Consider the following 19,095-nt stretch of genomic DNA (forward strand, 5'->3'; position numbering starts at 1 on the left):
ACTAGACTGTCAGAGGAATTGGCGGCCCTCTGGTCTGCTGTTGAACCGTTACGAGACGGCATGGTGAACATCATGATGAGATTCAAGATTGCGTTGCTGGCAGCTGGATTGCTGCTCTCTGGAGTGGTAGCGGCTGAGGTGTGCACCACGCAGTCGCAGATGACGTCGGCCGACCGTGATGCGCTGGCAGCGACGGGCCGTAGTCTTGCGACGAAGGTGCAGGCCGACGACGTGAATGGCCTGCAGGCGGCCACCGTGGCCGAGTATGCGAAGGACTTCAGCGGCATCGGCGACGTGGTGGGCACGACCGCGGCGAAGCTCAAGGGCGGCACAATCGCAGTGCAGCAGGTCTATCTGCTCGATGGCACCCAACTGAAGAAGAACGCGGACGGATCGGCTCCCGATGCGCAGTTCTTCTGTTCGCTCAACAAATCGGTTGCCGAGGTCGATTTCCTCATTCCCGGCTTGTTACCCGGGCGCTATGGATTTGTGATCGTAGATGTTCAGGGCACGTCACCGTGGCAGCTCTCTTTCCTGCTGCGGCAGGATCAGGGACGATGGGCGATGGCGGGCTTTTATCCCAAAGCGCTTACGGCTGCCGGTCACGATGGGCTCTGGTACTGGGCACAGGCGCGAGCGATGGCCGCGCGCAAGGAGCATTGGAATGCCTGGCTTTATTACCGGCAGGCGCAGTCCCTGCTGCAGCCGACAGGCTTTGTGCAGAGCAGCCATCTGGAGAAGTTAAAGTCCGAGCAGGCAGCAGCCGCTCCTCCGGCCCTGTCGGATGGGATCAGCACATCCGCACCTCTGGTCGTAAAGGGTGCGAACGGGGCAGAGTACCGCTTTGTCGGATTGAGCGTGGACGATTCGCTGGGCGCACCGAAGATTGACGTTGTCGCACATTTGCAGGTGGAGGCGGCTGCTGATTCCGCCGTGGCCAAAAAGCGCAATGCCGATGCAGCGAGTGCGCTGCTGGCCGCCTATCCCGAGTTGCGCAAGGCATTTCACGGCGTCTGGATATTTGCTGAAGCTACGGGGCAAAATCCCTATGCAACCGAGGAGGCAATGGACGAGATTCATTGAACTTCCACCGGATTGTTTCATTCAAAGCCACGACGGAGTGCTATCTTGGAAGTCGTTTTTGCAGAACAATTTGATTGTCCCGGGCCTGACTTGGCAGGCTGAAATCGGCATCTCATTATGAGAGACCGTTCGTTAAATTAATTAGTAGATAGAACAAGAAAGAGCAGAGATGGCAGAGATTAAAAAGACATTGAGCGAAGCGATTGAGGGCAGGCGGGCTACGCCCAGCTTCGATGGTGAGCCCATTCCGGCAGAGGAGTTGCAACAGATTCTGGATGCCGGGCTTCATGCTCCGAGCGGATACAACATGCAGCCCTGGCGCTTTGTCGTCGTGCAATCGCCGGAGCAGAAAAAACGCTTGCGGGCTGCCAGCTACAACCAGGGCAAGGTCGAAGAGGCCTCTGCCGTCATCGTGGCCTGCGGCGATGCCGACGGATGGAGAAAAGACATCGACCTGATGTTGCAACAGGGCCGCGAAGGCGGAATGCCGGAGAGTTATGCCGCGCAGGCCCGCAGCAGTGTTACCAATTATCTCTCCGGCTTCAGCAGCGAGCAGATGCATGGCTGGCTCAACAAGATGGTAATGATCGCCTTCACCCATATGATGCTGATGGCCGAGGTTATGGGCTACGACACTGCGCCGATGGAAGGTTTCGAGCAGGACAAGGTGCATGAGGTACTGCGTCTTCCCTTGAGTTATTGGGTGGTGGCTCTGCTTGGCGTTGGCCATCTCAAGGGTGAGGACAAGTTTTACGGGGGCCGCTTCGACATGGCGCATACTGTCTTTGGAGAAGAGTTTGGCAAGCCGTTGAAATAGAGTGCAGGAGAGCGACGGTACGATGAGGCGTGGACTTCGAGTTGTCGTTCTTTTGTTATTGGTGTGCGTGGCCGCTGCGGCGGTTGTCTATTGCTTTCCGCTTGAGTTGGCAGACCAGGCGCTTCGTTTTGATCTGTGGCGTGCAGGCGTGCATAGCAAATACATCCAGGCCGGCAGCTACAGGATGCATTACCTGGAGGCATCTCCCTCCGGCAATCAGGGAACTCCCCTGCTGTTGATCCATGGATTGGGCGCACGTGGCGACGATTGGGCGCCCATGATTCCAGCGCTTGCGGCCAGAGGCTTTCATGTCTATGCTCCCGATCTTCCCGGTTATGGTCGTTCGGGCCGACCCGACGCAAGCTACTCCATCTCGATGGAAGAGGCTGCGGTCCTGCAGTTTATGCAGGCCGTTCACCTTACACGCGCCGATGTGGGCGGCTGGTCGATGGGCGGCTGGGTCGCGATGAAACTGGCGCTCGATCACCCGCAGGTAGTCAATCGCCTTGTGGTCTACGACAGCGCAGGCATTTATTTTCCCGCGACCTTCGGCCCGGAGCTGTTTACGCCCGACGACGTTGCAGGTGTGCGGAAGTTGATGGCGATGCTGACACCGCATCCCCAGCCAATGCCGGACTTCGTTGCAAGGGCTGCTCTGCGCAAGCTGCAACGCAATGCGTGGGTCGTTCGTCGTGGCATGGTGTCGATGACCAACGGACGCGATCTTCTCGACTTCCGTCTGAACAATATGCAGCCTCCCACTCTGGTCGTCTGGGGAGCACAGGACGAGCTGATTCCTCTATCGATCGGTCAGACGATCCATCAGGATATTCCTCACTCCGTCTTGAACATCATGGAGGGTTGCGGGCACCTCGCTCCAGCGACCTGCGCGCGGCCAGTGGTCGAGAGCACTGTAGCTTTTCTCAAAGCCGACCCGCCGATGCAGGGCGGCGAGAAGACCTTTCCCGCAGAACACTAGGACATCATCAGTCGGGCTGCCACTGGTAAGCGCCCGGCTGCGGCAGATCGATATGCGCGAGCACCCGGTCGACAAATTGGCGTGCCATCTCGGTGGTGTTCTGCGGATGGTTGTAGAGAGTAGGAATGACTGGAAAGATCACTGCTCCAGCATCGGATGCAAGCTGCATATTGCGTAGATGAATGCGGTTGAGCGGAGTCTCGCGCACGCATAGCAGCAAGGGGCGGCGCTCCTTAAGACAGACATCGGCAGCACGCTGAATGAGGTTCGAGGCCAGGCCATTCGCAATTGCCGCAAGCGTTCCCATGGAGCAGGGAAGGATCACCATCGCGTCAGTGGGGTAGCTTCCGCTGGCAATATTGGCGCCGATATCGCCTTCGGGATGCTGTTGAATCTTGGGGCTGGGCGCGCCCAGCAACTTTTCGACGAGACCGTTGCGCCCGCTGATCTGTAGTTCTTCTGCAAAGACACGAAGGGAGTTGTCTGAGACGACGAAGTTTATTTTTGCTACGCGGTCGTCGCTGGCAAGGGCGCGAAGCATCTCAGCAGCATAGATGGACCCGCTGGCTCCCGTTACAGCCAGGGTGATATTGCGAGAGTGCGAGATTGTAAATTCAGTCACTTAGATGATTATCACCGAAATCGGCAGTGTTGGACGAGCGCGACTTTTTCCCTGCGCGTGCTTTTAATGTCATGAATGCATATGAAGGAAGCCAATGGAGATATGGACTAAATGAAAGCTGGAAAAGATGCTTGCAGGAGCCCATATCGATGGGGAACGATGCTGTTGCTAATCGTGATAGTGCTGCTGGGCACTACGCGCGGATATGCATCCGTGTCGTTGCTGATGGAGGAGCCCTATGGAGATTTTGGAGCATTTAATCCCACAGGCCATGCGGCAGTTTATCTGAACCATATCTGTGCTCAGTCGCCCATCGAACTGCGGCCCTGCCACGACGGCGAATATGGTGTCGTGATCAGTCGTTATCACAAGATCGACGGCTACGACTGGATTGCGATGCCGCTGATCCCGTATCTGTACGCGGTCGATTCGTTGAACGATGTGCCGATGTCGGTGAACAAGAAGCAGGTGGCGGAACTGCGCGACGAGTATCGCCGCAAGCATCTGCAGGGACTTGCGCCGAGTGGAGAGTACGGTGAAGTCCCCAAGGGAGAGTGGACGCAACTGGTGGGTGCTTCGTATGACCGCAAGATCCATGGCTTCGAAGTAGACAGCACACCGGAGCAGGACCAGCGCTTCATCGCACTATTCAACGACCGCAGCAACGTAGGCCACTTCAACCTGCTCTTTCATAACTGCGCAGACTTTTCGCAGGAGGTGCTGGATACTTATTTCCCCCACGCGATTCATCGAAATTTTGTTGCCGATGTCGGTCTGATGACGCCGAAGCAGGTAGCGCGATCGCTGGTGGCATACGGAAAGAAGCATCCTGAAGTGAACATGACAGCCTTTGTGATTCCTCAGGTGCCGGGAAGTGTGAAGCGGAGCCATGGAGTCGATGGAGTGACCGAATCGCTGGTGAAGAGCAAGAAGTATCTGCTGCCGTTGGTAGTGCTCAGTCCGGAGTTTACCGGTGGAGTCGTCGTTGCCTATCTGGCGGAGGGAAGGATGAAGCTGCCGAAGAACGCAACTCTCTTCAACGCTGGCGATGAAGAGATTACCGACGCGCAGGCGGCTCCAACGGATGTATCGACGAGGACGGTTTTGCCTCCGCCTTCTTCTGCGGCACAACCCTAATCTCGACTGCGGAGCGCATAAGCAATAAGAGTCTGGCCGTGCAAGCCATGCGCTGCATTGAAGGCCTCGTTGCTGGCCTCTTCCTGCGCAGGAAGAGTGGGATCAAGCTCGCAGGCTGCGATCTCTTCAGTGCTCGCGGTAATGAAGCAGAGCTCGCATGTGGCTAGATTGTCCTCGGCCGTGCGCATCGGCGGCCCAAACGTTCGGCACAGGATAGGCCGGTGCCCATAGAGATCACAAGTGCCATGTTCGAGATCGAGCACAGGACAAGGCTCATCGTTTGCAAACTCCTCGAAGAGGATGGCGGCTTCGTAGTCCTCGTTCAGAATGCCGCTATGTACGTCGCCAGGAAACCATGGATCGAGACGGGTGAGCGAGTTGGCAACCCGTGCGCGAACCCTTGCGGCACGTTCAGGATCAGCCTGCGTAAGAGTCTCGAGTCCTTCGCGGAGACGAGCCGCATCTTCATGAGCGATAGGGAAGACTCCAATGCAGCATTGCGAGCAGCCGGGCTTGCAGACAAGGTGTGCGCCACTACGGCGTACAGAATCGGCGAGTGCGGCGTCAACAATCTGCACTAGCTGTTGACGCTGCACGAATTCGCCGGGGCTAAACATGGATGTAACTTAAGCGCCTAGAACGCGAGCAAAGATAGCGTCCACATTTGCAAGCTGACGGTTGTAGTCGAAGGCACGAGCCAGCTTTTCAGGCGAGAGTCGCGCCGTAATCTCCGGAACCTTGGCCACTTCGTCACGAAACACGAGATCGTTCTTCCACGAATTCATAGCGTGACCCTGTACCAGGCGATAGGCATCTTCGCGGCTCATGCCGGACTCGGCAAGATCGAGCAGAAGCTGCCCCGAGAAGATAAGGCCGCCGGTGGACTCAAGGTTCTTCAACATGCGCGCCGGGTAGACGAGCAGCTTGTCGATCAGGTTCGTCGTCTTGGCCAACAGATAGTCGATCAGGATCGTAGAGTCGGGCAGAATAACGCGCTCGGCAGAGGAGTGTGAGATATCGCGCTCGTGCCACAGTGCCACGTTCTCAAACGCAGTCTGCGCGTTGGCGCGAACGACACGTGCCAGGCCCGAAATCTGCTCGGAGACGATGGGGTTGCGCTTGTGCGGCATCGCGCTCGATCCCTTCTGCTTCTCGGAGAAGAACTCCTCGGCCTCGCGCACCTCGGTGCGTTGCAGGTGGCGAACTTCGGTGGCGATCTTATCAAGCGTGCTGGCGAGCACGGCGAGCGTGGCAACGTAAGCGGCGTGAAGATCGCGCTGAACGACTTGCGTTGCGATGGCTACCGGCTTGAGGCCCAGCCCAGCACAGATGGCCTCTTCGTGCTCGGGCTTGAGATGGCCAAAGGTGCCGACGGCTCCCGAGAGCTTGCCGACGCGGAGATCTTCGGCAGCGGTGTCGAAGCGGACGAGATTGCGCTGAACTTCGGCGTACCAGAGCAGAAGCTTCAGCCCAAAGGTCGAAGGTTCGGCATGAACGCCATGCGTGCGGCCAATGATCGGCGTGTGCTTGAACTCCACGGCGCGGCGCTTCAACACGTCGAGAAGGCCGACGATGCCGGTGTGGATGATCGCCGAGGCTTCCTTGAGCTGTAGCGCCTGCGCGGTATCAACGACATCGGTGGAGGTGAGGCCGTAGTGCAGCCAGCGTGAGTGCTCGGGATTGTTGATGTGCTCGGCGACGGTGGTGGTAAAGGCGATGACGTCGTGGCGGACCTCAGCCTCGATCTCGTCGATGCGGGCGACAGTGAAGTTGCCCTTGTCGCGAATCGTATCGGCGGCGTCTTGCGGCACAAGGCCGAACTTGGCGAGGGCCTGAGAGGCGGCAGCTTCAACGGTGAGCCACGAGCGGTACTTGTTTTCGTCAGACCAGATTTTGCCCATCGCGGGGCGTGTATAGCGGGCGATCATAAAAATCCTTGGGTATTATTTGAACTTTTTTGGGAAGCGTTACGAGTTGCTGACGCCGAAGAGTGCTGCCATTTCGTCGTGCAGGAAGCCGCGGCCTGGCCGATAGGGCTGTATCCATTTGCCGTCGAGGACGAACTGCGGAATGGCACGCTTGCCGACATTTTCGAGGACCTCCTCGGCGGCGCCAGGGGTCTCCTCGATATCGATCTCGGTGAAGGGGATGTTGTGTTTGGCGAGAAAGCGTTTGGCCTCGCGGCAGTCGCGGCACCATGAAGCCGAATAAACGGTCAGTTCCATGGCTCTATTTTACCTTTTCCGCGCTGCGCGAGGCCTTTTGTCGCTTATTGTGCTGCTTACTGCTCGTGGTAGTTGCGGATCAGGCCGCCGTCGGTGAAGTACGTGGAGCCGGTGACGTAGGCACCGTCTTCAGAGGCGAGGAAGAGAGCTACACCGGATACATCATCGACCGTGCCCAGACGTCCCAACGGAATGTTGGCGAGCAGAGCGTTGAGCTGTTCTTTGTTGTTGAGCAGGCTGGCGTTCATAGGCGTAATGACTGCGCCGGGGGCGATGTTGTTGACCGTGATGCCCAGCGGGCCAAGCTCGACGGCGAGGTTGCGCATCAACATGCGCATGCCGCCCTTGGCCGCGCAATAGCTGGCAAAGTGCGGAAAGACCATGTCCTCGTGAACAGAGCTGAGGTTGATGACGCGACCGGGCTGCTTGGCGTCGCGCAGACGACGAACGAAGGCCTGGGTCAAGAAGAACGCGCCGCGCAGATTGACGTTCAGAACAGCGTCGTAGTCCTTCTCGGTGACGTCCCAGAAGTCCGCGCCGATCTCGATACCGGCATTGTTGACGAGAATGTCGCAGCGGCCAAGCTGCTTATAGGCTTCTTCGATCAGGTTGTGCGTGTCGGCGGTCTTAGTGATATCGCCCAGAACGACGATGGCCTTTCCGCCCGCAGCCTCGGCTTTGGCTTTGGTCTCATTCGCACCCTCGGGCTTGATGTCATTGATGACGACGCTTGCTCCTTCGCTGGCGAAACGAATGGCGATGGCCTGCCCAATACCTGAACCAGCTCCGCTGATGACAGCGACTTTTCCTGCGAGACGACCTGACATGATTTTCTTTCCTCGATCCTTCTGAATGTCTACTTCGATTTTGTGCCGGATTTCCTGACCGCAGATTTCTTTGCTGCTTTTTTTGTAGCAGATTTAGCCGATGTATGCGGTTTCTCGGCCTTTTGTTTTTTGATCTCAGCTTTTTGCTTCGCAATGATCGCGGAGAGCTTTTCCTTGGCCTTTTCCAGTTCGGCGTGTCTCTCTTGAGAGAGATTTTTACCGGCGCGATTAATGTAAAAATTCAGCATCCTGATGCCAGAGGCCGGACCTTTCGGCGAGACCTTCTTCGATGCCAGGGCCTTGGCGATGGTGGATGCGCTCTTATTGAAAAGACCCTCGTCAGGATGGGTGGAATCAGTGTCCACTTTGGCTGACCACTTTTTCTTCGTCGTCATCGCTGCCTCCTTATTTTGTAGGATGCGGGCGGCGGCTTTGGCCTTACGGCGCTGGCGGAAAAAGCCGGTGAGCAGCGTACCGCACTCTTCGGCGAGCAAGCCGGGCTGCACTTCGACGCGGTGGTTCAGTTGCGGGTGGTTCATGACGGCAAGAACGCTGCCGCAGGCTCCGGCTTTAGGATCGAGCGCGGCGTAGACGAGACGGGCGATGCGGGCGTGGAGAATCGCTCCAGCGCACATGGCACAGGGTTCGAGCGTGACGTAGAGCGTGCAGTCTTCAATGCGATAGTTGCCGAGATGACGGCCAGCTTCGCGCAGTGCAACGATCTCAGCGTGTGCTGTAGGATCGCTGTCGCGGAGGACGCGGTTCTGGCCTCGGCCGATGATCTTTGCTGCATGAACGACGACTGCACCTACGGGAACTTCGCCTGCGGCTTCGGCTGCCTGAGCTTCGGCGATGGCTTCGCGTAGGTGGTCGAGATCGGCTTGCATTGGGCTATGCAGGCTCCTGTTGCGAGAGGCAGTGCAGTGTGCCGAGGCCCCAGACTAGATCGACGGCGTGGATGCCTACGATGTTGCGGTCGGGGAAGCAGGTGGCGATGATGTTGAGAGCGTGGCGGTCGTTGGCGTCGTTGAAGGTGGGAACAAGCACCAGATTGTTGGCGATGTAGAAGTTGGCGTAGCTGGCGGGCAGTCGCTGGCCTTCGAAGACTACGGGCGAAGGCATGGGAAGCTCGACGATCTCGAAGGGCTGGCCGCTGAGGTTACGGGCGCTGCGCAGGCGGTCGAGGTTTTCGGCGAGCGGAAGGTGGTTTTCGTCGCGGGTGTTGGGCTCGACGGCGGTGAGGATCTTGTTTTCGCCGACGAAGCGAGTGATGTCGTCGACGTGGCCGTGCGTGTCGTCGCCGGCGCAGCCGCGATGGAGCCAGAGCGTCTTTTCGATGCCGAGGTAATCGTGGAAGGCTTGTTCCAGATGCTTGCGGGTTGATTCTTCGTCGCCGAGTCCGGGATTGCGCTGCTGAATCTCGGAGAGGAGGCATTCTTCAGTGGTGAGCAGGATTCCTGCGCCGTTGGTGTCGATGCTTCCGCCTTCGAGGACGAGGCGATGCGGTTTGCCGTTTGGCGCGGTGATCTCGGGTTTGAACTGCGGCATGTCGTAGTGTTTGGCTACGTGCTGCGGAACCTGATCGTCGCGGTGCCAGTTGTCGTATTTTGCCCAGGCATTGAACTTCCAGTTGGTGATGGCGAGTTCGCCTTTGGGATTTTTGACGAAAATCGGGCCGGAGTCGCGGAGCCATACGCGGTCGGTGGGCCAGTGATGGAAGTGCAGGCGGGCCATGTTGGCTCCGGCGCGCTGGCACAGGCCGGTGGCGCGGCGCTCGGCGGGGAGGTCGTTGACGAGGATGTGGACGTCTTCGCAGCAGGAGAGATGGCGGGCGATCTCGGCGTAGACCCAGGGAATGGGTTGAAACTTTCCCGGCCAGTCTTCGGCGTTGTGCGGCCAGGCGATCCAGGTGGCGGCGTGGGGAGCCCACTCGGCGGGCATGCGGTAGTTCTGGTCGCGTGGTGTCGTCATTTCGGTGTACCTGTTCTGTTCTTGGCTACGGTGTTCGTCGTACTTCCACAGGGTACCCCACCCCCTGTACTTATTGTGTAAAGTCTTCCATCGAAAGGACTTATTTTATAAAGTCTTCTATTCAAAGGAGTTGTTTCTAAGCTTCTGATTCTAAAAGGGGATCAGGGCCGGGGAGTTATGGTTTCTGGTGCTATTTCAAGTATAGCGGTTGGTCTGGAACTAATTTGCAAGACCTATCTTCTTTGTTTGGAAGACTTTGAGGGACTTGAGCGCTTGACAGGTTTTTTGCGGACTTACGAAATTTCAAAAGCGGGAGCGCAGGGACCAGACCAGGAACATGCCAAAGAGGATGTAGGCCGCACCCATGAGCTTCCAGTTGGTGCGGGTGATCTGTTCGAAGCGGCTGGCGTTTTTTGCGAAGAGACGGCGGCCGAGGAGGAGTCGGTAGACGGGGAGGACTTTGCTAGGTGCGGCGAGATGGAAGGTTCCGAGAAGGATGTAGGCGGCGGCGATGAGCAGGAGGATGAGGGCGGTCATTTTTTAGCGTGTGTGCAAGGAGAACATATCTGAGGCTGGAAGTGCATGGCCATTCTTTGCGGTGAGGCTGCAAAGGATGGAGTACCTGTGCGGTTTGGGCTGGGTTAGGGAAGGCGGTTCGCGCGTGCGCGAATGCCCACATCTCAAAATCGAGATATGGGGCACCCGCACCCGGCTTAGGTGGCTTGGTCGAGGATTTGTTGGGCGGCGCGTTGGCCGGAGCGGATGGCGGCGTGGACGGTTCCCCAGTGGCCGGTGGTGTCGGTGTGCTCTCCGGCGAAGTAGAGGGTGTTGTCGGCGGGGATGGCCATTTTGGAGGGGGCGTCGAGGGCTCCGGCGGCGATGTAGCTGTAGGCTCCGTGGCTGAGGGCGTCGTGCTGCCAGTCGTGGGTGTGGCAGGAGATGAGTTGGCTGCGGATGTCGGTGGCGTCGAGGGAGAAGATCTGAGCGAGGGTTTTGCAGGCGGCTTCGGCTAACTGGTTGGGGGTGAAGTTGGCGAAGGCGGCGGAGCGTGGGCCTCCGACCCAGCCGGTGAGGGTGTTGCTGGGGGTGGGATGGGGCGTCCACCAGACCGGGGGCATGGAGGCGAAGGAGAGCAGGAAGCTTAGGGCTTCTAGCTTTTGGCTTAGGGTAGATGGTTTCAAGTTGGCCCAGAACTTTTCGCGGAAGACGAGGGTGAAGCGGCGAGCGTTGCCCATGCGGAGGCGGTTAGCTTCGTGGAGGACGTCGGGGGTGGGAGTGAAGGTGACGGAGTTTTGCTGGAGGACGCCGAGGGGCAGGGTGATGACGGCTTTGGCGGTCTCGAAGGTGATGGGCTGGGCGTTTTGGTGGGCTTCGATGCGGACGTGGTTGGGGGTCCAGTCGATGCGCTCGACGAGGGTGTTGAGGTGGAGGGTGCCGCCTGCCTCGGTGAACTTTTGCGCGAGGAACTGGGGGAGGCGGTCGTAGCCGTCGCGGATGCGGAAGAGGCGGTCGCCTTCGATGGCCTCTTCGGCGGCTTGCTGGAGGCCGAGGGATTGAGTGCCGATGATGCGGTGGTCGGCGGCGTTGAAGCCTTCGACGTAGCCGATAGTGGCTCGGCGCTGGTCTTCTGGGAGAGGATGCTGGGCTAGGTAGTCGGCGAAGGTTTGGTCGGGTTCGGGCAGGGATTCGAGCTTGTCGAGGATGGGCGTGGCCTCTTGTTCTTCGTCGCGGGATTGGAGGCGGCCGTCTTCGAATGTGAGCATGGTGCCGTCGAGCTCGTAGGTTTCGAGGTTGGCCTCTTCGATGAGGGACCAGAGCTCGGGCGGCTTGCCGTGGACGAACTCGGCTCCCAGCTCGATGATCTCGTTGGCTTCGCGAATGGTGTGGATGCGTCCACCTACCCGGTTGCTGGCTTCGAGGAGGATGACGCGGCGGCCAGCTTCGGCGAGGGTGCGGGCTGCGGTGAGGCCGGAGATGCCGGCTCCGATGATGAGGATGTCGGATTGCATTTGGATTGGATGCTGCTTGGGGAGCTTCTGGGTACGCCAAGCCTTCAGGCTTGGCCCTCTCAAGAGCTAAAAAAATTGGGGCTTTAGCCCCTGGGGTTATTTTTTTGCTTCGTTATAGGAGCAGGTGGCTTGGGATTGGATCGATGCGGTCGATGTATTTGGTGTGGACGTGTGGATAGTCTTCGTATTTTTTACGGATTGGATTGTTGGCGATGTAGAGAAGCTGATTGTTGTAGTCGTCTGCGTCTCTGATGCGATGGTCGTGGTATCCGCTGTGCCAGATCTCTCCCGGGGATTGATTGCGGGCGGCAAAGGAGTATCCGCCCTTGATGTACTGCACGCACTTTGCTGTGGATTGATCTTCGGCTGGAGTGATGAGCGTGTGCGTGTGGTCGGGCATGACGACGAAACCGTGGAGTTGGAAGCGGTTTTTGTCGCGATGCTGGAAGAGGGTTTCTATAAAGAGTTCGGCGTTGGCTATGCGTTGGAAGTGGCGATGTTGCTGGAAGGTCGAGATAGTGATGGCGTAGGTGCTCTGCTTTTGGCGGATTGTGGCCATGGAAGGAAAGCATACCCCAAGGGCTAAAGCCCCTTTCTCTTTGGGTTGAATTTAGAGGGCCAAGCCTAAAGGCTTGGCGTACCTAGAAGCGGGTTGCGCTTTCGCGAATGCCTACGTCTCAAAATCGAGATATGGGGCACTCGCACCCGGCACCCTATTTAGTCGATGAAGCGTTTGGCTATGCCTTCGTAGGCGTCGATGCGGCGGTCGCGTAGGAAGGGCCAGTGCTGGCGGGTGACTTCGACCAGCTTGGAGTCGAGGTCGGCGTAGAGGATCTCTTCTTTGTCGTGGCTGGCCTTGGCGATGATGCGGCCGAAGGGGTCGGCGATGAAGCTTCCGCCCCAGAACTCGATGCCGGAGTGGGGGGTGTGGTCGCCGGGGCCGTGCAGCTCGACCGTGGCGGGGTTGCCGTCGGCGGCGAGGGCTTTGAATTTGACGTCGCCGTGCTCGTGGCCTACGCGGTTGACGGCGCAGACGAAAACTCCGTTGGCGATGGCGTGGGCGCGCTGGGCGGTCTGCCAGGCTTCGTACTGGGCGGTGCCGAACTCCTCTTTCTCGGAGGGGTGCCAGCCGATGGCGGTGGGGAAGAAGAGGGTTTGGGCTCCGCGGAGGGCGGTGAGGCGGGCGCCTTCGGGGTACCACTGGTCCCAGCAGACGAGGGTGCCGATGGGGCCGGCGGTGGTTTGCGTTGCTTTGAAGCCGAGGTCGCCGGGAGTGAAGTAGAACTTCTCGTAGTAGAGAGGGTCGTCGGGGATGTGCATCTTGCGGTAGACGTCGGCAATGCGGCCGTCGCGCTCGATGGTGACGGCGGTGTTGTGATAGAGACCGGGGGCGCGGCGTTCGAAGAGGCTGGCGACGAGGACGACGTTGGCTTCGCGGCAGACCTGGGTGAGCAGGTCGGTGGAGGGGCCGGGGATGGACTCGGCGAGGCCGAAGAGGGCGTGGTCTTCGCGCTGGCAGAAGTATTGGGCGCGGAAGAGCTCGGGCAGGCAGACGAGGGTGGCTCCCTGGCGGGCGGCCTCGTAGACGCGCTCGGCGGCGCGGTCGAGGTTGATCTGGGTGTCGGGGGAGCAGGACATCTGGATGAGCGCGACGCGGGTGTTCTGGGTGTTTGCCATGGGTGCCTTTTTAGATTGCTGCGGTGTGAAGGAGTCCTTGCTTGCCAAAGCGAAGAATAGCTTTGTCGTGTGTATAGAGCGTTAGATTCTCGACGCGAGCGGTTGATGCAATGAGCCGGTCTGCCGGGTCGCCGTGAAACGACTCGGGGAGGAGCGTGGTTTCGAGGGCGATGGCGGGGGTCAGCGGAATGATTTGGATTCCCTGATGATCGAGCGTCTCCTTGAACCACTGTTCCAGAGGGATCGAGAGCTGAATTCTGCCGCGGCGGTGCTGGTTGGCTATCTCAAGCAGGGAGATGGCAGCGATGTATAAGCTGCCGCCCCATGCGGCAGCCTCGATCTGACGGCGCGCCTTGACGGGGAGGCGTTCTTCTCCCTGTTCGAACCATATCCAGGCGTGCGTGTCGAGTAAAATGCGCGGCGAATCGCTCATTGCTCGGAGTTCCAGGCTTCAGGATCGGGGCTGACGATGTCGCCTGAGATTTGCATTGTTCCCTTCATGCGTCCGAAGAGAGGGATTTTGGGGTCGTCGTCCATGGGGACGAGCCGGGCTATCGGCTTGCCACGCTTGGAGATGACGATGGTCGTCCGCTTGGTGCTGACGGTATCGAGAAGCTTAAGGAGTTGCGCCTTGGCCTGGGTTGCCGGAATGTTCGACGAAGATTTGGGAAGGGTCGCCATGTGGTCATCTCCAGATGACCAGTATAGCTCATCGAGCGGTCGACACGGCAAAAGACGGAAATGCAGGGGAAATCGTTAGATCGGTCTTTTTTCGGGTAGAGATATCTGATAGGTTGGAAGTGCCAAAGAATCCACGACGCTTCTGCGGCTCATCCATCACACAGCGTTTGTATTTATCCCCGCCGCGTGCGGCAGCCGTGTATTTCATTGCAGAAGGAGTGGTACGTTGAGCGAATTACGTGATTTTCTGGAACTTCCGTACGGTGAACTTGAGGACTTGAACCTGCAGGCGAAGGAGCAGCGCAAGAAGCGCGTCTCCGCCGATGTGATTCAGGAAGAGCGGTTGAAGTATCTGACCGACGAGAAGCGGATCAAGGCTGTCACCGTGCTGTTCAGCGACCTCGAAGGCCGCCTGCACATGCTGGACTATGACAAGAAGTTCCTCATCAAGAGCTATGACAACCTGACGTTCGACGGCTCGTCGATCCGCGGCTTTACCGCGCAGCGCGAGAGCGATCTGCGCCTCGGCATCGACTGGAGCGCGTTCTACTGGGCGCCCGCCGATGTGTTCGGCGGCGGCAAGGTCCTCGTCTTCGGCGAAGTGATCGACAAGAACGGCGGCATCTACAGCGGCGACATTCGCAGCGTGCTGAAGAACTTCTCGCAGGAGCAGTTCGACAAGCAGGGTTACACGCTGAACGCCGCCAACGAGATTGAAGGCTTCTTGTTCGAGGGCATCGACGCTGAGCGCAACTATCACGAGACGGGCCGGTTCGAGTACGTCAACAAGGGCGGCTACTATCACTCGCTGCCGGGCGATCCTCTGCGTGAGTTCATCGACACCACCGCAGAAGTGCAGCGCGCCATGGGCTTTGAGAACGAGAAGGACCACCCCGAGGTTGCGCCTTCGCAGTTCGAGATCAACTACACCTATGGTGAGGTTGTTGCCGCTGCCGACCAGATTCAGCTGTACAAGCTGATCTGCCGCCAGGTGGCGACGCAGATGGGCATGACGGCGAGCTTCCTGCCGAAGCCGGTTGTCGGTGTCAATGGCAGCGGTATGCACACCAACGTCTCCATCACCAAGGGCGGCAAGAACCTGTTCTGGGACCCCAAGGGCGAGGAGAAGATCTCCAAGCTGGCGTGGCAGTTCACCGACCGCATTCTGACGCATGGCAACGATCTTTGCCTGCTGTTGAATGCCAGCGTGAATGCTTATCGCCGTCTCGATCCTCACTTTGAGGCACCGAACCAGATCAAGGCTTCGGCTGTGGATCGCGGCTCGATGATTCGTATTCCTATCGGCAACGAGAAGTCGTCGCGTGTCGAGGTCCGTTCGGTTGGACCGGATGCGAACCCCTACCTTGTGCTGTACTCGATCTTCAAGACCGGCCTGCATGGCCAGACCTCGAAGATCAAGAACCTGCGCCAGGCGGAGCGGTATCTGCCGGACAACATCTACAGCGCGCTTGAGAACTTCCGCGGTGCAGAGTGGACCGGAGAACTTCTGGGCGAGGATGTGAAGTCCCGCTATGCCGATCTGAAGCAGGCTTCGGCGGACCGCTGCGCGCGGCTGCTGGGAACGATCGTCAAGGCTCCTGAAGTTCAGTTCCACCACGATGTGTACAACCAGCTGCTTTGGAACATCTTCTAGTTCTAACTGCATCCACGAGAAGGCCGATGAGAATCTCATCGGCCTTCTCGTTTTAATAGACACCTCGAATGGGCCATGCTAGATTTCAAACCAAATGAAAATCTTGGCCTGGTTGAGTTTCACGGCTTGTGGAATGGGATTATTTCTGTCTGGTTGTGGTGGCGGGAGTGGCACGGGGGCACCTGTCGTTCCGGCGGTAAGTCCGTTGGCGGGAAACTGGTTGATTGTGGGACCTATGCCCACGAACGTCTCCACGCCTCAGGGAGTAAGCGGATTCAGCCTCGCGATGAGCTTTGACGTTACCGGTAATAACATCGTTGCGGGCAGCTTCGGGAGCGGACCTTGCGCACCACCGTCTACCCCTCCGATTGTTAACGGCTCATTTGACTTCGTTACCGCTTCCAACGGGACGATTGCCCCGGATGGGAGCTTTACGGTTCAGAGTCCAGACAACGTTCCTGGTGATTCGCTATTGATACAGGGGAAGGTTCCACAGGTCCATGGAGATCAGTTCTCGGGCAACTATACGGCGTCATTCACCTCTCCAGCCCCATCTCATTTTGCAGGAGAACCGTGCACGGTGAGCTATTCCGGGATGTTTACCGCAACCTCGTTTCCGCTGGTCAGTGGAGTGTACGCGGGAACGGGAAGCACGCAGACTATTACGAATGGAGTTTCGACGGTGACGCCGATCGAGGTGCAGGCCACCCTGCAGCAGGGTGGAACTGTGACGAATCAGGTTACCGGAATCTCCGCACCGAGCAGCATTGCACTCACGGGAAGCATTCATGTGCAGGGGTTCCCTTGTTTTACGACTGGTGTCACGAATCCTGCACGTTCGAGCGGGGTGAAAGGGAATATGGTGGTCGCGACCTTCACGATGGACGATGGGTCGACGCTGAGCCTGTCTGGTCCACTGACCGATTCGACAGAAGCTCATATCTCACCCGTGTCTTTGGTCGTCGATGGGGGGAAATGCGGGACGCCTCCCTCCTTTGTCTCCCTGAGGCAGCTCGACCGGCAAAGTTAGATGATCGGAGAGGATGTGGTTCAGATCTGGCGGCCACCCAATCTCCTTGTTCGTTGACAGGGCGAGTTGGCTGCTGCATTCTGCTCGTGTTGTCGCGTCGGAGGTTCCTTGGATACTCAGCGATCTGCTAATTCACTTGCTCCTGCTGCTGTTCTTGGTATTTGTCTACTGCTTGGCCTGTTGCTGGGCGGCTGGGTACTTGGATCACAGATCAAGGCGATCAGACTGGCGGACCGGTATGTCACCGTCAAGGGTCTTGTCGAGCGAACGGTGAAATCGGACAGCGCGATTTGGCCGGTGACCTTCAAGGAAGCTGGCAATGAGCTGCCAGCGGTGTTTGCAAAGAGCGAGTCTGACAAGGCGGCGGTGCTGAAGTTTTTTGCGGAGCAGGGAGTTTTGCCGCAGGAGATCACTGTTGGTCAGATTCAGGTAACGGACAAGCTGGCCAATGACTATGGCGGCAATCAGGCTGCGTCGCGTTACGTGGTGCAGCAGACGGTGACCGTGCACTCTTCGGATGTGGACAAGATCGCAAAGGCGGGACAGAAGACGGCAGAGCTGGTTCAGGCTGGGATTGTTGTTGGTGGCGGGTATGGACAAGGTATCAGCTACAAGTTTGGCGGGCTGAATGCGCTGAAGCCGGACATGATTACAGAGGCGACGAGGAATGCCCGGGCTTCGGCGGATCGGTTTGCTGCGAATTCGGGAAGCCACGTGGGGTCGATTCGTTCAGCGAATCAAGGGGTGTTTTCCATCTCGGCCGCCGATGGAGGGCCGAGCGGAGAGGATGGCGGTGGAGGCGGGGCGTCGCCGGATTCGAGCATGATGAAGCAGGTTCGCGTTGTAGCGACGGTGGATTACTACCTCGTTCGATAAGCGAACTCGCGTTGCAACCCATATCTTCGCGGTGATAGCCTTCGGGTACATCTCTAGCGGAGCCAATTACTCATGCAGACCAGCTACAACGATATTGCCGTCCCCACAGACGGTCAGGCAATTCAGTACGTCAACGGTGCTTACAAGGTCCCTGATAACCCGATTATTCCCTTCATCGAAGGCGATGGCACGGGGCGCGATATCTGGAAGGCGTCGCAGCGAGTTTTCGATGCTGCAGTTGAGAAGGCATATGGCGGCAAGCGTGCGGTGAAGTGGTTTGAGGTGCTGGCTGGTGAGAAGGCTTATCGGCAGACGCAGAACTGGCTGCCGGACGATACCGTCAAGGCGACGATGGACTTTCGCGTGTCGATTAAGGGACCGTTGACGACTCCGGTGGGCGGTGGTATTCGCTCGCTGAACGTAGCGTTGCGGCAGTTGATGGACCTGTACCAGTGTGTGCGCCCGGTGAAATATTATGCCGGCGTGCCCAGCCCGGTGAAGCACCCGGAGAAGCTGGATGTTGTGATCTTCCGCGAGAACACAGAGGACATCTACGCCGGTATCGAGTTCCGCGAGGGAACGCCTGAGGCGAAGAAGTTTATCGACTTTGTGAACGACGAGATGCTGAAGGGCGGCAAGAAGAAGGTTCGTCAGGACTCGGGCGTGGGCGTGAAGCCGATCTCGATTACGGGATCGAAGCGGCTGGTGCGGGCGGCGATTCAATATGCGCTCGATAACAACCGCAAGACGGTGACGCTTGTGCACAAGGGAAATATTCAGAAATTTACCGAGGGCGCGTTCCGTGAGTGGGGCTACGAGGTTGCGTCGGAGGAGTTCCGCGAACAGACGGTGACGGAGCGAGAGAGCTGGATCCTTGGCAATCTTGAGCAGAACCCGAACCTGACGGCGGAGCAGAATGCTGCGCTGATTGAGCCGGGAATTGAGTTTGCCGCGAAGGAGTTTGGCGAAGGCGTGGTGGCAGAGGTGAAGCAGGTGATCGCTTCGATCGGCGCTTCGCATGGTGGCGGCAAGTGGAAGAGCAAGATCCTGATCAACGACCGCATCGCCGACTCGATCTTTCAGCAGATCATTCTGCGTCCTGAGGACTACAGCGTACTGGCGACGACGAACTTGAATGGCGACTACATCTCGGATGCAGCGGCGGCACAGGTCGGCGGATTGGGAATTGCGCCGGGCGGAAACATCGGCGATGGCTATGCCGTGTTCGAGGCGACGCATGGAACGGCTCCGAAGTATGCGGACAAGGACGTGATCAATCCGGGATCGGTGATGCTGTCGGGCGTGATGCTGTTCGACTTCCTCGGCTGGGGCGAGGCGGCACGGCTGATCGAGAGCTCGATGGAGAAGACGATTGGGCAGAAGTTTGTGACTTACGACTTCGAGCGCGGCATGCAGGGCGCGACCAAGGCGAAGACGAGCGAGTTTGCCACTCGTATGATCGAAAATATGGGTTAGGCATAGCGGAAAAAGCAGCTCCTTCCATTCG

Annotated in this window: 21 protein-coding genes; 8 read left to right on the top strand and 13 right to left on the bottom strand. The window is 58.4% G+C overall.

Translation table 11 applies throughout. From position 1 onward, the window contains the following. Nucleotides 1-72: 72 nt before the first annotated feature. The 3 genes from IEW09_RS12165 (at nt 73) to IEW09_RS12175 (ending at nt 2,879) form a co-directional block, all read left to right on the top strand. Nucleotides 73-1,083 carry a hypothetical protein gene (locus tag IEW09_RS12165; RefSeq protein ID WP_229739275.1) on the top strand — a complete coding sequence of 337 codons (1,011 nt, stop codon included), beginning with the start codon at nt 73-75 and terminating at the stop codon, nt 1,081-1,083. Between the two features lie 169 nt (nt 1,084-1,252). Continuing rightward, on the top strand, nt 1,253-1,900 hold the full coding sequence (locus IEW09_RS12170) for a nitroreductase family protein (RefSeq protein ID WP_188554505.1): 648 nt from the start codon (nt 1,253-1,255) through the stop codon (nt 1,898-1,900). A gap of 22 nt (nt 1,901-1,922) precedes the next feature. After that, nucleotides 1,923-2,879 carry an alpha/beta fold hydrolase gene (locus IEW09_RS12175; protein WP_188554506.1) on the top strand — a complete coding sequence of 319 codons (957 nt, stop codon included), beginning with the start codon at nt 1,923-1,925 and terminating at the stop codon, nt 2,877-2,879. A gap of 7 nt (nt 2,880-2,886) precedes the next feature. Here the strand turns inward: IEW09_RS12175 and IEW09_RS12180 are convergent, their stop codons facing one another. Continuing rightward, entirely contained in the window at nt 2,887-3,501 is a 615-nt protein-coding gene (locus tag IEW09_RS12180) for a UbiX family flavin prenyltransferase (protein ID WP_263369176.1), read from the bottom strand. A 111-nt stretch (nt 3,502-3,612) separates the two neighbouring features. Between IEW09_RS12180 and IEW09_RS12185 the strand changes: the two genes are divergently transcribed. Next, a complete protein-coding gene (locus IEW09_RS12185) occupies nt 3,613-4,638 on the top strand; it encodes a hypothetical protein (protein ID WP_188554507.1) in 1,026 nt (341 codons plus the stop codon). On the opposite strand, the gene IEW09_RS12190 is transcribed toward IEW09_RS12185, so the two are convergent. From IEW09_RS12190 to IEW09_RS12245, 12 genes are all read right to left on the bottom strand, one after another. Beyond that, entirely contained in the window at nt 4,635-5,255 is a 621-nt protein-coding gene (locus tag IEW09_RS12190) for a YkgJ family cysteine cluster protein (protein ID WP_188554508.1), read from the bottom strand. The two genes, IEW09_RS12185 and IEW09_RS12190, sit on opposite strands and share 4 nt — an antisense overlap. A gap of 9 nt (nt 5,256-5,264) precedes the next feature. Further along, a complete protein-coding gene (purB, locus tag IEW09_RS12195; protein WP_188554509.1) occupies nt 5,265-6,566 on the bottom strand; it encodes an adenylosuccinate lyase in 1,302 nt (433 codons plus the stop codon). Between the two features lie 39 nt (nt 6,567-6,605). Next, nucleotides 6,606-6,863, bottom strand: a complete 258-nt coding sequence (locus tag IEW09_RS12200; protein ID WP_188554510.1) for a glutaredoxin family protein — start codon at nt 6,861-6,863, stop codon at nt 6,606-6,608. Between the two features lie 56 nt (nt 6,864-6,919). Continuing rightward, nucleotides 6,920-7,690 carry an SDR family NAD(P)-dependent oxidoreductase gene (locus tag IEW09_RS12205; protein ID WP_188554511.1) on the bottom strand — a complete coding sequence of 257 codons (771 nt, stop codon included), beginning with the start codon at nt 7,688-7,690 and terminating at the stop codon, nt 6,920-6,922. Between the two features lie 29 nt (nt 7,691-7,719). Continuing rightward, on the bottom strand, nt 7,720-8,577 hold the full coding sequence (gene tadA / locus IEW09_RS12210) for a tRNA adenosine(34) deaminase TadA (protein ID WP_188554512.1): 858 nt from the start codon (nt 8,575-8,577) through the stop codon (nt 7,720-7,722). Nucleotides 8,578-8,581: 4 nt separating this feature from the next. After that, nucleotides 8,582-9,661, bottom strand: a complete 1,080-nt coding sequence (locus IEW09_RS12215) for an agmatine deiminase family protein (protein ID WP_188554513.1) — start codon at nt 9,659-9,661, stop codon at nt 8,582-8,584. A 303-nt stretch (nt 9,662-9,964) separates the two neighbouring features. After that, the gene (locus IEW09_RS12220; protein WP_188554514.1) at nt 9,965-10,198 is read right to left on the bottom strand and encodes a hypothetical protein; all 234 of its coding nucleotides are present in this window, start codon (nt 10,196-10,198) and stop codon (nt 9,965-9,967) included. 176 nt (nt 10,199-10,374) lie between these two features. Further along, nucleotides 10,375-11,670, bottom strand: a complete 1,296-nt coding sequence (locus IEW09_RS12225) for a flavin monoamine oxidase family protein (protein WP_188554515.1) — start codon at nt 11,668-11,670, stop codon at nt 10,375-10,377. 112 nt (nt 11,671-11,782) lie between these two features. Continuing rightward, nucleotides 11,783-12,229 (bottom strand): REP-associated tyrosine transposase, encoded by a 447-nt coding sequence (locus IEW09_RS12230; RefSeq protein WP_188554516.1) that lies wholly within the window; start codon nt 12,227-12,229, stop codon nt 11,783-11,785. A 158-nt stretch (nt 12,230-12,387) separates the two neighbouring features. After that, entirely contained in the window at nt 12,388-13,347 is a 960-nt protein-coding gene (locus tag IEW09_RS12235) for a carbon-nitrogen hydrolase (RefSeq protein WP_188554517.1), read from the bottom strand. A gap of 10 nt (nt 13,348-13,357) precedes the next feature. Continuing rightward, nucleotides 13,358-13,780: a type II toxin-antitoxin system VapC family toxin gene (locus IEW09_RS12240; RefSeq protein ID WP_188554518.1), complete on the bottom strand. Its 423-nt coding sequence runs from the start codon at nt 13,778-13,780 to the stop codon at nt 13,358-13,360. Then, the gene (locus IEW09_RS12245; RefSeq protein ID WP_188554519.1) at nt 13,777-14,028 is read right to left on the bottom strand and encodes a type II toxin-antitoxin system Phd/YefM family antitoxin; all 252 of its coding nucleotides are present in this window, start codon (nt 14,026-14,028) and stop codon (nt 13,777-13,779) included. Before IEW09_RS12245 ends, IEW09_RS12240 begins: the two co-directional genes overlap by 4 nt. Before the next feature lie 226 nt (nt 14,029-14,254). Between IEW09_RS12245 and IEW09_RS12250 the strand changes: the two genes are divergently transcribed. The 4 genes from IEW09_RS12250 to IEW09_RS12265 all read left to right on the top strand — a co-directional run bounded on the left by IEW09_RS12250 (nt 14,255) and on the right by IEW09_RS12265 (nt 19,064). Beyond that, nucleotides 14,255-15,682 carry a glutamine synthetase family protein gene (locus tag IEW09_RS12250; RefSeq protein WP_188554520.1) on the top strand — a complete coding sequence of 476 codons (1,428 nt, stop codon included), beginning with the start codon at nt 14,255-14,257 and terminating at the stop codon, nt 15,680-15,682. Between the two features lie 94 nt (nt 15,683-15,776). Next, on the top strand, nt 15,777-16,712 hold the full coding sequence (locus IEW09_RS12255; protein ID WP_188554521.1) for a hypothetical protein: 936 nt from the start codon (nt 15,777-15,779) through the stop codon (nt 16,710-16,712). Between the two features lie 108 nt (nt 16,713-16,820). Next, nucleotides 16,821-17,588 (top strand): SIMPL domain-containing protein, encoded by a 768-nt coding sequence (locus IEW09_RS12260; RefSeq protein WP_229739276.1) that lies wholly within the window; start codon nt 16,821-16,823, stop codon nt 17,586-17,588. Between the two features lie 72 nt (nt 17,589-17,660). Next, a complete protein-coding gene (locus tag IEW09_RS12265; protein WP_188554522.1) occupies nt 17,661-19,064 on the top strand; it encodes an NADP-dependent isocitrate dehydrogenase in 1,404 nt (467 codons plus the stop codon). Nucleotides 19,065-19,095: the final 31 nt, after the last annotated feature.

Origin of the sequence: Edaphobacter dinghuensis, from assembly GCF_014640335.1 — a bacterium.
GTDB lineage: Bacteria > Acidobacteriota > Terriglobia > Terriglobales > Acidobacteriaceae > Edaphobacter > Edaphobacter dinghuensis.